Origin of the sequence: Desulfosporosinus youngiae DSM 17734, assembly GCF_000244895.1 — a bacterium.
In the GTDB taxonomy this organism is placed as follows: Bacteria; Bacillota; Desulfitobacteriia; order Desulfitobacteriales; family Desulfitobacteriaceae; genus Desulfosporosinus; species Desulfosporosinus youngiae.
The window spans coordinates 500,526-512,760 of the sequence record NZ_CM001441.1 but is presented as its reverse complement, the minus strand read 5'-3'; the positions used below and the strand labels follow the sequence as shown (position 1 = coordinate 512,760).

Here is a 12,235-nt window from a genome sequence, read left to right as displayed (position 1 = left end):
AATTGTTTGGCAGGCGCACTCGTTCTTACGGGTGCGTTCACTCTAACCAAGACTAAAAGTAACTTCAAGCATTTTAGGAGGAAACGGCTAAATGTCTTTGATAAACGTGAGCGACGTCAGTAAGTCCTATGAAGGCGGAGACGGGGTTGTTGAAGCCTTAACAGCGATTAATCTGGAGATTGCTGAAGGAGAGTTTTTGGCTTTAATGGGCCCTTCCGGTTCCGGTAAAAGCACTTTACTTAGCATTCTGGGAGGACTAAACCCGCCTACCTCCGGCAAACTCATAGTCGATGGTATTGATGTCTATTCTCTAACATCCGAACGATTAGCGGATTTTCGTCATGAATACGTGGGATTTGTTTTTCAGCAATATCAACTGATTTCCTATCTCACCGCCTTGGAAAATGTCATGCTCCCTCTGACCATAACCTCACGTCCGGGAAAAGAACAACGGGATATGGCTCAGACCGTTCTGGACAAGGTCGGTCTGGGTTCGAAATCACTTCGCCTCCCCAATCAATTATCCGGCGGGGAACAAAACCGGGTGGCCATTGCTCGGGCCATCGTTAACCGCCCTTCTATAATTTTCGCGGATGAACCTACTGGAAGCCTGGATTCAAAAACGGCAAAGGAACTGTTAGAATTGTTCCAAGCCCTTAACCAGGATGGTTTAACAATTATTATGGTGACACATAATGAAGAAAATCTGGCCTGGGTCACCCGTGCTGTTTACATCCGGGATGGAGTTCTATCCCAAATTCCTTGAGATCTCTAAGGGGGACATTAAATGCGTCTGACAACTATCGCATTGCAAAACATACGCCGCCGCCAAATGCGCTCTGCACTATTAATGCTTAGCGTTATGATCGGAGTAGCTTCAATCATCTTCCTCTATACCACAACCCAAGCCATGGAAGAAGATGTCGCTAATAAGCTCGATCAATTCGGTTCAAATATTCTCATCCTTCCTGACACAGGGCAATCATTAACCTTTGGCGGTATAACGGTTGAGGCTCCGACTCAGATCAAAGAACTGGATATCTCCCTCATACCACTGATGCAAACCATCAAGAATAAAGAAAGTCTGGCTGTTATTGCTCCTAAACTTTTAACAAACACTACCCTCAAGGGTCGGGAAGTGTTGTTGCTGGGCGTGGATTTCCCTCAGGAATTTAACTTAAAAAAATGGTGGAAAGTCGATGGTCTTGCCAAAAACCAACTTCCCCAGGCGGGGGAAGTCATCCTGGGGAGTGAAATTGCCCTTTCCCTTGGCCTTCTTCCTCATCAAACTGTCAGTATCAAAGGACAGAACTTCCTGATTGCCGGAGTCATTCAGCCTACAGGTTCTGCGGAGAATGATCAGGCTGTGTTTATGAATTTGGCCGTACTGCAGAAATTAGCCAATCGGCCCGGCGCCATTAGCCTTATCGAGACCGCTGCATTGTGTTATACCTGTCCGATCGAAGAGATCACCCAACAATTAAGTGACAAACTGCCTGGCACTAAGGTTACCGCCCTAATGTCTACCTTAGAATCCCGGGATGATACCGTCAATAAATTCAACTTGCTTGCCCGGAGCATATCCCTGATTCTCTTGCTGGCCAGCGGTTTGGTGATCACGCTGACTATGAAATCGTCTGTTGAAGAACGCACCCGGGAAATTGGTATCTTTCGAGCGATTGGTTTTCGGAAACGTCATATTATTCAAATCATCCTAACGGAAGCAGGCTCCTTAAGTCTGCTAGGCGGGTTTTTAGGTTACATTTTTGGCATGAGCATGGCCGTAAGCTTTGGATCAGAGCTAATGAAGGCCCAAGTGCAGATTCCCTGGCACCCTGATTTGCTGATCTATGCCGTAACGGCCTCTCTGCTAATCGGGCTGACAGCAAGTCTATATCCCGCGTGGAAAGCAGCAAGGCTCGACCCGTCTGAATCCTTGCGCTATTTGTGATGCCGCTGTCTCAGTTCCCACACCGCCATTTTCCTGTTTTCAAAATCATGCTGAAACTTAAACATCAAATATATTCTAATCAGTATTTTCATATACCCACTTAAAATTATGTTAAAAGAAAAAAGGGGACACTAAACCTGTCCCCCCGTCCCACAAGGAGGGAAACATGACACTGACAGACATTGCTATCCAAAATTTGCGCCGGCGAAAAGGGAGGACTCTCTTTTTACTGCTTACATTTATATTAGTGGTAGGAATAACTGTTGCCTTAAATTCATTGGCTAAAGGCATGCAAGATGATTTACAAAAAAGTTTAGCCCAATATGGAGCCAACCTTGTGATTACTCCCAAGTCTGAACATTTTACGCTCAGCTATGGAGGTCTTTCCGTTCCCGGAGTTAATTATGAACTTAACCATTTAGATTATGACAGTGTCGCTAAACTGAACAATAACCCTGAGCTTATGCTCAACGGAATTGCCCCCAAACTTATTGGATCCGCCGCAGGAACGACTGATCCTTATCTGATCATCGGAGTGGATTTCACCAGTGAACTTAAAATGAAACCTTGGTGGCATATAGATGGCAATCTGCCTGGTGAGAACGAAGTCATTATCGGTTCGGGCCTCGCCCGAAAAGAAAACTTAGTGATTGGGAATACTCTGGAACTCAATTACCGGAGTTATTCTATTGTTGGGGTCATGCAAGAAACCGGGGGCTCAGAGGACAATGGCGTATTTACTAAATTTGAGACTGCCCGATCAATTACGGGAATAGATTCCTGGTCCATGATCGAACTCAATACGGCTCAACCCACTAAAGCCGCGGCCCTCTTGACTGAACTCCTGCCCGGGGCCAAAGTTTCCGAACTATCCCAGCTTGTTCAAGGTTCTAAAGAGAGTGTGGATCGCTTTTCAAACGTTTCCTTAATAACCTCTATTTTGTTGGGACTAATCGGTGCTTTGATCGTCTTTGTTACAATGACAGGCAGCATTAATGATCGGACTACGGAAATTGGCATCTTTCGAGCCATCGGTTTTCGCCGTCAGCATATCCTTTCTATTTTGATTCGCGAGGCCTTTTTCGTAAGCCTCTGCGGGGGATTTTTCGGATATCTTCTGGGGGGCTTAGCTCCCGCTTTCCTTGCTCCAATCACTTTCCAGAAATCAATGAGCTTTGAATTCCACCCTTTGATTGCTTTGACCGTAATCAGTGCTTCTGTCATAATAGGAGTTGTCTCCACTCTTCTTCCGGCTCGGCGTGCTATACATTTAGATCCTTTAGAAGCACTTTCTTCTATCTAAAATTAATCCCCAACCCACACTGCGAAACGTGTTAGTTGAGGTTTTCTTGCCAATGTTAAAACCAATCAGCCAATGACTGCTTTCCAAGAAGCTCAGAAATCCGGCAAACCAATTTTCTTAGAGTTTTATGCTGAATGGTGACCCAGCTGTAGGAGCATGGAGCCCGTGGAGACCATTCCTCAGGCTGCCCTTGATTCTTGCAGGCACCTTTACTGCGGTATTAAAAAGTCTGCCTCACTTGCAAAAATGGGGTCACTATATTACATTTCTTAGCGGTATCTTACTTATTGTGTTGGGTTTATACTTCTTCACACAAACAGGTTAGTCATTATTAAACGCTGCATTCTCATCTCTCCAATGATTCTTTTGGGTTATCGTTATGCCTTTTGAGTTGATGATTACTTGAAAGAGTAATGTAGCATAATGCGTAACCCAGAATAGAAAAGCAAATGGAGGTTATCAATAAATCTAGCCCTTCCATTACAGACTCCCCCTCAAATTAATTTTCACCTCTAAGAACCTTTTAGATATTAAAACTATCCATCGGTTAGAATATTCTTTCAATTCTTTGTTTTAAATTATACTAAACTTTTATCTAATTTATCGTGACTTGGATCACATTAGCCAATCCAGATTTTGCTTATCCGAGAGGAGGAGTCTTCCATAAGGATCTTACTAGTTGATGATGAGAAAAAGATAACGAACGTGCTTAAAGCTTACTTACAACAGGAAGGTTTTCAAGTCAGCACCGCTGTTAACGGTCTTATCGCTCTAACCATGTTTAAAGAAAACCCTTTTGACTTAATCATCCTGGATTTAATGCTCCCCGGCATGACAGGGACGGAGATTTGCCGCGAGATTCGCAAACTATCCTCCGTACCTATTATCATGCTCACTGCTAAAGTCGAAGAAGAGGACCGCATCCAAGGATTAAGTATGGGTGCCGATGATTATATAACCAAACCCTTCAGCCCTCGTGAAGTGGTCGCCCGTGTCCGGGCTGTATTACGACGGGCTAACAATGAAGCTGCACCCCTTGCGGACATCATTTCCTATGACAACGGTCTCACCATTGATAATATACAGCATGAAATTCGCCTTCATGATCGGGAAATCTTATTAACCCCTACCGAATTTAAGATTCTCGGTGCCTTGGCCAAACACCCCGGACGAGTGCTGTCCCGAAGTCAATTAGTTGAAATTGTCCAAGGGCACGATTTTGGCGGAGATGACCGTGTGATTGATGCCCATATTAAGAAAATCCGCCAAAAGATAGAAGCAACCCCCGGCGACCCTCAACTTATCCTGACAGTTTACGGTATTGGCTACAAGTTTAATCCGAATGCGAGGGGATAAGAATGCGTACTAAATTATTTCTTTCCACCCTGATCATCGCGTTAACAACCTTAGCTTTTAGTATGCTGTCCGTGAACTTTGTCTTTAAACAACAATTTAGTGATTACTTAACTGAGGTGAACGAAGCGACCTTGGAACAGTTACCCTCTCGTCTGAGTTCGCTTTATCAAACCAGAGGCACTTGGGATCCTGTGTCTCTGAATGAATTGAGCCATTCCCTTCCGATGGGTACCGTTGTTACTCTGCAGGATCCCAGCGGCAAGCTCATTGCCACATTAAGTAACCCAATGGACAATATGATGCACGGTAAAGGCGAAATGGGTATGGGTATGAATATGGGGATGCCGTCCTACTCCCCTGCAAGCTGGAAAACAAAGACGTTCACAGTGTCAGGACCCCTTGGCACTTTAGCCACCGCAGAGGTCCGCTACCCTGCAACCTCAAAGATTCTCAATCCCCAAGATATCCGCTTTCAATCAGCAGTCTTTCGCTCTCTGCTTTTCGCCGGGGGATTAGCACTGGTTTTTGGGATTCTTCTCAGTTATTTCACAAGCCGCCAACTCGTGGCTCCGCTCAGACGATTGACGCAAGCTGCCGATCGTATTGGTCATGGCCACCTTGACGAACGTGTTTCCATTCGTTCTCAAGATGAGGTAGGACAACTAGCAAACGCTTTTAACGCCATGGCTGATAATTTAGATCGGCAGGAAACTCTGCGCAAACAGTTTACCGCGGATATCGCCCACGAACTGCGGACTCCCTTGACCTCGATTAAAAGCTATATCGAAGCCTTCCAAGACAACGTTCTGCCGGCTAATCAAGAAAATCTCGCATCCATTCATGAGGAAATTGACCGTTTAGTTGACTTGTCCAGCGATCTTAAAGACCTAAATGTGGCTGAAATAGGCGGATTATGCCTGAGCCTTAACTATGTCGATTTAAAGCTTCTGCTTGAAAAAATCATTCACAGTCTTAATCCCCTTATCCAGGAAAAAGAATTAACTCTAAATTGGAACGTTCCCCAAGAACCTGTGATTACCTCCGGGGACGAGCACCTTCTGACCCGGCTCTTCTACAATTTGCTCCATAATGCCTATCGATACTCAAACACAGGCGGTAAGATAACAGTTACTCTTACCCAAACCCTGGATTCTACCGAGGTAAAAATCTGGAACACTGGTCCGGGCATTTCAGAAGAAGAGCTCCCCTTAATATTCGAGCGTTTTTACCGTGCCGATAAATCACGGACCCGTGAATCAGGGGGAACCGGAATTGGTCTGGCACTAGTGCGCCAGATTGCGACTCTTCATCAAGGCACCATCACCGTACAGAGTAAAGTCGGGCTTGAGACCGAATTTATGGTTCACCTTCCTAAAGAAGTAAACGTATCACCGAAATAATCAATGGCCTACAATTAGTTAATAACTCGTAGGGAAGTTAATGAAACCCGGCTCTCAGTACTTAATTGAGAGCCGGGTCGATCTTTCTTAATGTCTAAATTTGCAGCGGAGTAATTATTGACTCTCCAGATCCCGTTTCCGGACTTGATATTCCTCTGAATCCATCTCCCCGCGTGCATATCGTTCGCGCAGGATATCCATGGCGGGATTCTTCCCTGGTACCGTGTTATGAATATGCGAGGTATTGCGGCGAAATAAATAGATTCCCAGTAAAATGACCGCAATTCCCAAAATGAGATTCATTCCAATTCCCGCCATACCCATCATTCCATAGCCGCCATATCCCCAGCCACCCATCATATTCCCCCAACCGCCCATCATATAAAATCCTCCTTCGACCCATTTCTGCTAAATTACATCGTTAGATAACCTTTTCATCCAAAAATTAAGGCCGGTTATCCTTTTATCACTGATATAAGCTGCTTTTGTCCTGACAACTCTTGTTTCCGTTTGAGATATTCCTCTCTATCAATCTCACTACGTGCATAACGTTCATTTAATATATCCAGTGGAGTGTTGGTCTGAGCTTGATAGTCCAGGCATGACTCTTTGCAGCTAGATGAATTAAACATGTAACAAGCGATAAAGGCTAAAAGTATTAAACCAAACATCATAGGCTCTCTCCCTTTTAATTATTAAATTGAGATCCCATCGCATTTCTGATTCCATGCGAACCTCCCCTGCCGCCACTGTTGGACATCATGCTCCCTCCGAAATTACTCATTAATTCGTTCATTCTATCTAAGTTGTCCTGCCCCATTTGAGCTTTAACCGCCGGATCTGAATTCATGAGTTCTTGCATCTTTTTGACATCCCCTGTTTGCATTGCCTTTTGCATTTCCTGAGAATTATGAAGATCTTGCATTTCTCTCGAATTCATAAGCGCTTGGTGTTGTTCCGGTGAAAAGTTTTTCTGCATGTATCCATGCATTTCGCTAAACCATGCGCTCCCTTGCCGGGTTGTTTCGGCTATGGCCGGCAAAGCCATAATCCCCACCGCTAAGGCTGCTGTTCCTAGGATTGCCATAATTCTCTTGCTGGATCGTTTCATGATATATTCCTCCTTCATTCACTAAAACTTTTAATCTTGCCGGTTCTTCATGTCCTTAGTCTAACTCTCTGATACGATTAACTCATGAAAAAGTTGTGAATTTCTCATGAATAAGGGACCCTGATTACTTCAAATCAGGATCCCTTTAAACAAAACTTTTTCTAGTTCATTTCTAAGTGTCAGGAAGTATTTCTGTTATTAATCAATATTATAAGAATCCTTGGAATCGCCAGGTTCTACTGGCTTTCCAAGGATTCTTGGCCGCTATATCTAATTGATAATTTGCGACTTCTGTTGCGGGTCTATTTATTGTAAGTCCTGACCAGAAACTTATCGACCTTACCATCGATATCAATGCAGGTCCACTCAATTTCCTTTTCTCTTACCTGGGGAATAAGTCTGGCTGGATAGTACCCCAATTGATAAGGAATTCGGGTTTCAAGGGCCCCGAACCGGCAGGCTTTTACGCACGCCATACAGTCCCAACAATCTCTTTTCGCCCGGCAAAACGCTTTCTTATCCTCATTTAATTCCATTAAATCCCCCGGACATATCTCTTCACATTTTCCGCACCCTTGGCATTTATCTTGATAGACTACTGGTGGCATCTCTTCAACCTCCTATCTTAAGCTTTTAAACGGTCACCTGGAATAATCTGTTCATAGGGTCGGGTAAACATTTCTACCTCTCTGGTTTCCGGGTTATAACGAGAGTTTACAAAACAATCAAATTGCTGATCGTTCTTTTCCGGGAAATCAACACGGGTTTGCCAGCCCGCCCATCTGGTTTCTTCACGGTACATCAAATGGTGCACCAGCACCTCAGCAACGTCTAAGCGATCAATGACTTCATGAGCATCCATCAACTCATGCAGATCGGTGGCGATTAGGTATTTGACCTGATCCTTCAAAATCTTGATGTTGCGCAGGGCATATTCCAAACCTTCTTTGTTCATTCTGAAAAACTGGTGCACTCCCCCGGCATATTCATCCATCAGCCGTTGCAGCCTTTCTTCCATTTCCCGGGGTGTAACACCGTCACCCACGACACTATGGCGGAAACCGGGTGCAAAAATTCTATCTTTCTCCCGGGAAATTTGCTCCTCGTTAAGGTTACCCTGCTTTGCACCGGCCACATAGTCAACGGCGGCCCTGGCAGACAAGAGCCCTTCAGCAGCACAACCGCCCACAAATTTATTAGGTGTGCCGCCCGCCACATCACCACAGGCATACAATCCGGGTAAGGTGGTCGCTCTTTTTACATCCACCCAGTAACCGCTCGCGGTGTGACCACCCACAATGTAAGGGTCAGAGCCATAAATTTCGATAGGTTCCTTACTTAAATTCTGCGCACGGCTGGCTAAAAATAAGACGTAGCTGGGGCGCTCATTCAGATAATCGTATTTCATGTCATGGATTTGGTCGGGGGTCATGTGGGTAGTATCCACATAGCAGGGACCACGGCCCTCACGCCATTCATCCATGGGCGCGTTAGCCCGGATATAACGGGGAGCGGCATCCCCTCCTAAGTGGGCGTAACGGGTTTTTAGAATTTGCTCGCCCTTACAGTTAATCATGGGGGTTTTATAACCCACTGAAATAGTATCGATAGGGCCATTAAAATCTTTTGTCCGAGTCGCACACCAGCGCATTTCAAAGGTTGTCATTTCAGCACCCTGACGGATTCCGATCGCAAAACCGGTACCTACGTTAAAAGGAGCATACCAAAGCTGATGATGGCTGTCGTTACCATCGTTCTGATAGGGTTTATACAAACCGGCTGCACCGCCGGTAGCAATGATGGTAGCCTTGGCCCGGATAATATACACTTTGCCGTCCCTCACCCCAAAACCAATAGCACCAATGACTTTATTGCCCTCCATCAAGTAGTTGGTTGCAACTACCCGGTTAATAATCTCGCAGCCCGTTTCGCGGGTTTTTTCCGCCAAAATGACTTTCATTTCCGAGCCGCTGATTGTGATATCCCATTTACCTCTGGTTTTATATTCATCCCCATCTTCTTCATATTTAATAGGCATACCCCACTCTTCCCATTCTTCAATAGGCTTGTTTAAAACCTCCGCCATTGAAATGGTCAAATCTTCACGAAGCAGACCGCCGGCCTGAGAACGGCTCCACCGCACGAAATCTTCTATGGTACGACCCTTTTTAATATAAGTGTTAATCGCATCCATCCCGCCGGCCAGACATCCGCTCCGGTCGATGTGCGCTTTCTCCATTAAGGTTACGTTCAAATCAGGGTTGAGCCGCTTGGCTTCGATGGCCGCAAAACAACCGGCATTTCCTGCTCCGATAATCAGAATATCCGTATCAATACGCACCTCTTCAATTTTAGCAACGGATTGCGGCAAACATGCTCTTGCCATTTAAATCTTCCTCCTTTAGTGGTTAATGAGTGGGCACCCAGATGGGATAACCGGTGAAAGCATACCAAGGTAACATGATAATGACCATATAGATAATCACCATTAAGGTGAAAGGAGCACCTACTTTAACAAATTCTCCGAAGGTAAATTCCTCGGTCCCATAAGCAATTAAACAAGCCGTTACCGAGATAGGCAGCACAAAGGCGTAACTATCCACATTTAAAACCATCATCGTAAAGGCCACAGTGTTCAGCTCAAGCATGGGGGCCATGGCCGCTATTATAGGAGCCAATAAGGTTACAGCAGCAACATTGCTCACAATACCTAAGCGGCTAATCTGGATAACGATGCAGATAAAAATACTAACACCCATCCAGCCCCAAGCCGGTGCTATACCGACTAAGTGAGAAGCAATCCACTTATCCACTCCTGTCTTCTCAAAGGCGGATACCAGGGACAGAGAACCGCAGAGCAGCAGCCAGGTACCAAAGATCGTATTCGACTGCACCTTTTTCCAGGAAAAGTTTGTAAGTCCCGGGATAAAAAGCACCATCACGGCTATCAGGGCAACCAGGGCCATTTTATAACCATGAATTTGTTCGGTCGCCCATAAAGAAATGGCAATGCCAAAGGTGATCAGGACGATCCATTCAGTAGCCGTCATTTTACCCATGGCATCTTTTTGGCGCTTGATTTCAGTGATACCGCCGGGGACTTCAATATTCTTGGATTTCATGATCCAATTGACCCAGTAATACATGATTACTAAAATACCGAGCAGTGGCCAATTCATCCAAGCCCAAGTGCCCCAAGTGATTATGTCCTTTTTCATTGCCTGATTAATGGTTTGGGCCACAATGACATTGGACATATGGCTGTGCATCAAAATAGTCCCGCTGGCCAGGGAGGCAAAACCAATACCGACCATAGTAAAGACCTTTCTCGCTCTGGCGCCTTCGCCGGCCTTATCAAACAAATTGTTCAGGCCTTGGATAATAGGCAGGAAAAGTGCTCCTCTGGCATTCGTCGCAGGAACGAGTACTGCAGTCACCAGGTGAGCCCCGATAATGCCTTTTAGTACACTCCCCACTGTGGGCTTAACTCTTGAAACAATACTAAGGGCAATCCTCTTGTCCAAGCCAGTCGTCTGCATGACAGCAGCCAGAATAAAACAGCCCAGAATAAGGAACGTGACATTACTGGTAAAACCGCTAAAAGCGTCAGGCAGCTTTTCAGCTGCGCCGGTTAAGGACAATAAAACGGGTATCATTAAACCGGAAACCGCTAAAGGCAATCCATTGCTTAACCAAATTATTGTGGCCCAGCCCATCACAGCCAAGGCTGCCCGGCCACCCCCGGTAAGACTCTCCGAAGTAGGAACCAGGGTTAGGATTGCCGCAAAAACTACCCATGCAAGAATAAATCCAGAGAACTCTTTTTTAAGATTCTTAATATCTGTACTTAGTGTTTTTGCTTGAAAAGCAGGTGCTGACATTTATCCCCCTCATTTCTTTGATGATCTTCCTTGATTCAATTGTTCAGCTTTGGGCCGCTGAGTTTTGCCCGTATACCTGTTATCTCTCCCTTCTGCCCTTCATTCTTATGTGAAGATATTAACAATAACAATAGTTGCTTAAAACCAGCCAGGAGACATTTATTTGTCGTATTTATGACAAAAGAAATGCAGCCGACAAAATTAAGGAATCTTAGGCGACCTTAATTTTGTCGGCTGCATTACAATAGTTTAATGTTTTTATTAAATTATTACTCTTCAATCCATTTCTTCATTTTTTTGGGGTTTACACCAACTATCTCTCTGCCTTCATATTGGATACTCCCGTCTTCTTTAAACAGGTTAAGCAGTGACGAAATAGTCTGGCGTGCCGAACCTATAACACAAGCAAGTTCCTCTTGAGTAACCCGCAAACGCACATGAATCATGCCGTCTTCGCCCTTAGTCCCTGCACGTTCCGCCATATTTAACAGAAAAATAGCCAGCCTCCCTTGAGTGGGATTCATAATAAAATCATAGATTGTATTTTGCGCTTCCCTTAAACGATCACTCATCAGCTTGATTAACCTCTCAGAAAACTCAGGCATCTCAACAAGCATCTTTTTAAAGCTATCCTTCCAGATAATCAAAATCGAGACATTATCCATAGCCTCGGCACTATACTCTCTCTCATTAATATTGCTGAGTACTTCCGCCAAACCAATGAAATCACCCGGATATCGGAGCGCAACCGACACCTGCCGGCCATCTGAGGTTGTACGATAAATTTTAACTAAACCACTGATAATATAATAGACCTCATTGGTTTTCTGACTGGCAGAAAAAATAATCTGTCCTTTGGGATAGTTTATTTCTGAAGCTATTTCGTTTAAATACGCCCGTTCTTTGTCGGTGATCTGAAACATTATCTTCCCCCTCATAACATGTTCGCTTAAGCGTATTATACCATTTTCCACTCTCCATAATCACATCGAACCACCTTTGTAAGCTGGCTTCAATCGGGTGCAAAGTTTACCGCACCTGTTGCATGAACCAAGGTTGTATCAAATAACGGCACAGTTGAGACGCTTCACCGCCAGCTTTAGATTTCGTCGTTATGATCAAGATTCCTTCCTTATCTGTCATACATTAATACTATTACCTTTTTTATTACTATCCATTTTACGACTATAACGGTTAACACCCACAAAAAGGCGACCCCATTCGGGTCGCCTT

Annotated in this window: 12 protein-coding genes and 1 pseudogene; 6 read left to right on the top strand and 7 right to left on the bottom strand. The window is 44.8% G+C overall.

Annotation, left to right across the window (positions count from 1 at the left end):
* Window positions 1-91: 91 nt before the first annotated feature.
* The 6 genes and pseudogenes from DESYODRAFT_RS02505 to DESYODRAFT_RS02485 all read left to right on the top strand — a co-directional run bounded on the left by DESYODRAFT_RS02505 (window position 92) and on the right by DESYODRAFT_RS02485 (window position 6,010).
* Entirely contained in the window at window positions 92-766 is a 675-nt protein-coding gene (locus DESYODRAFT_RS02505; RefSeq protein WP_007779009.1) for an ABC transporter ATP-binding protein, read from the top strand.
* 21 nt (window positions 767-787) lie between these two features.
* Complete coding sequence (locus tag DESYODRAFT_RS02500; protein ID WP_007779006.1) at window positions 788-1,951, top strand: ABC transporter permease; 1,164 nt, start codon at window positions 788-790, stop codon at window positions 1,949-1,951.
* A 166-nt stretch (window positions 1,952-2,117) separates the two neighbouring features.
* The gene (locus DESYODRAFT_RS02495) at window positions 2,118-3,254 is read left to right on the top strand and encodes an ABC transporter permease (RefSeq protein ID WP_007779004.1); all 1,137 of its coding nucleotides are present in this window, start codon (window positions 2,118-2,120) and stop codon (window positions 3,252-3,254) included.
* 184 nt (window positions 3,255-3,438) lie between these two features.
* Window positions 3,439-3,579, top strand: a pseudogene (locus DESYODRAFT_RS28985) (cytochrome C biogenesis protein); the annotation flags it as partial.
* Between the two features lie 338 nt (window positions 3,580-3,917).
* Window positions 3,918-4,610 (top strand): response regulator transcription factor, encoded by a 693-nt coding sequence (locus tag DESYODRAFT_RS02490; RefSeq protein WP_007779000.1) that lies wholly within the window; start codon window positions 3,918-3,920, stop codon window positions 4,608-4,610.
* A 2-nt stretch (window positions 4,611-4,612) separates the two neighbouring features.
* Window positions 4,613-6,010, top strand: coding sequence for a sensor histidine kinase (locus tag DESYODRAFT_RS02485; RefSeq protein ID WP_007778997.1), 1,398 nt, complete (start codon window positions 4,613-4,615; stop codon window positions 6,008-6,010).
* Between the two features lie 114 nt (window positions 6,011-6,124).
* Here DESYODRAFT_RS02485 and DESYODRAFT_RS02480 read toward each other — a convergent pair whose 3' ends face one another.
* The 7 genes from DESYODRAFT_RS02480 to DESYODRAFT_RS02450 all read right to left on the bottom strand — a co-directional run bounded on the left by DESYODRAFT_RS02480 (window position 6,125) and on the right by DESYODRAFT_RS02450 (window position 11,925).
* A complete protein-coding gene (locus tag DESYODRAFT_RS02480; RefSeq protein WP_007778992.1) occupies window positions 6,125-6,388 on the bottom strand; it encodes an SHOCT domain-containing protein in 264 nt (87 codons plus the stop codon).
* Window positions 6,389-6,465: 77 nt separating this feature from the next.
* Complete coding sequence (locus DESYODRAFT_RS02475) at window positions 6,466-6,684, bottom strand: SHOCT domain-containing protein (protein WP_007778990.1); 219 nt, start codon at window positions 6,682-6,684, stop codon at window positions 6,466-6,468.
* Between the two features lie 14 nt (window positions 6,685-6,698).
* Complete coding sequence (locus tag DESYODRAFT_RS02470; protein WP_007778987.1) at window positions 6,699-7,121, bottom strand: hypothetical protein; 423 nt, start codon at window positions 7,119-7,121, stop codon at window positions 6,699-6,701.
* 302 nt (window positions 7,122-7,423) lie between these two features.
* Entirely contained in the window at window positions 7,424-7,729 is a 306-nt protein-coding gene (locus DESYODRAFT_RS02465) for a 4Fe-4S binding protein (RefSeq protein WP_007778985.1), read from the bottom strand.
* A 17-nt stretch (window positions 7,730-7,746) separates the two neighbouring features.
* Entirely contained in the window at window positions 7,747-9,507 is a 1,761-nt protein-coding gene (locus DESYODRAFT_RS02460) for an adenylyl-sulfate reductase subunit alpha (RefSeq protein WP_007778983.1), read from the bottom strand.
* A gap of 22 nt (window positions 9,508-9,529) precedes the next feature.
* Window positions 9,530-11,002, bottom strand: coding sequence for an SLC13 family permease (locus DESYODRAFT_RS02455; RefSeq protein WP_007778981.1), 1,473 nt, complete (start codon window positions 11,000-11,002; stop codon window positions 9,530-9,532).
* 269 nt (window positions 11,003-11,271) lie between these two features.
* Entirely contained in the window at window positions 11,272-11,925 is a 654-nt protein-coding gene (locus tag DESYODRAFT_RS02450) for a Crp/Fnr family transcriptional regulator (protein WP_007778979.1), read from the bottom strand.
* Window positions 11,926-12,235: the final 310 nt, after the last annotated feature.

What these genes read in the sequence shown, in the direction of transcription:
- DESYODRAFT_RS02505 (WP_007779009.1), top strand. Translation starts at nt 92, where the DNA reads ATGTCTTTGATAAACGTGAGCGACGTCAGTAAGTCCTATGAAGGCGGA.
- DESYODRAFT_RS02500 (WP_007779006.1), top strand. Translation starts at nt 788, where the DNA reads ATGCGTCTGACAACTATCGCATTGCAAAACATACGCCGCCGCCAAATG.
- DESYODRAFT_RS02495 (WP_007779004.1), top strand. Translation starts at nt 2,118, where the DNA reads ATGACACTGACAGACATTGCTATCCAAAATTTGCGCCGGCGAAAAGGG.
- DESYODRAFT_RS02485 (WP_007778997.1), top strand. Translation starts at nt 4,613, where the DNA reads ATGCGTACTAAATTATTTCTTTCCACCCTGATCATCGCGTTAACAACC.
- DESYODRAFT_RS02480 (WP_007778992.1), bottom strand. Translation starts at nt 6,388, where the DNA reads ATGGGCGGTTGGGGGAATATGATGGGTGGCTGGGGATATGGCGGCTAT.
- DESYODRAFT_RS02475 (WP_007778990.1), bottom strand. Translation starts at nt 6,684, where the DNA reads ATGATGTTTGGTTTAATACTTTTAGCCTTTATCGCTTGTTACATGTTT.
- DESYODRAFT_RS02470 (WP_007778987.1), bottom strand. Translation starts at nt 7,121, where the DNA reads ATGAAACGATCCAGCAAGAGAATTATGGCAATCCTAGGAACAGCAGCC.
- DESYODRAFT_RS02465 (WP_007778985.1), bottom strand. Translation starts at nt 7,729, where the DNA reads ATGCCACCAGTAGTCTATCAAGATAAATGCCAAGGGTGCGGAAAATGT.
- DESYODRAFT_RS02460 (WP_007778983.1), bottom strand. Translation starts at nt 9,507, where the DNA reads ATGGCAAGAGCATGTTTGCCGCAATCCGTTGCTAAAATTGAAGAGGTG.
- DESYODRAFT_RS02455 (WP_007778981.1), bottom strand. Translation starts at nt 11,002, where the DNA reads ATGTCAGCACCTGCTTTTCAAGCAAAAACACTAAGTACAGATATTAAG.
- DESYODRAFT_RS02450 (WP_007778979.1), bottom strand. Translation starts at nt 11,925, where the DNA reads ATGTTTCAGATCACCGACAAAGAACGGGCGTATTTAAACGAAATAGCT.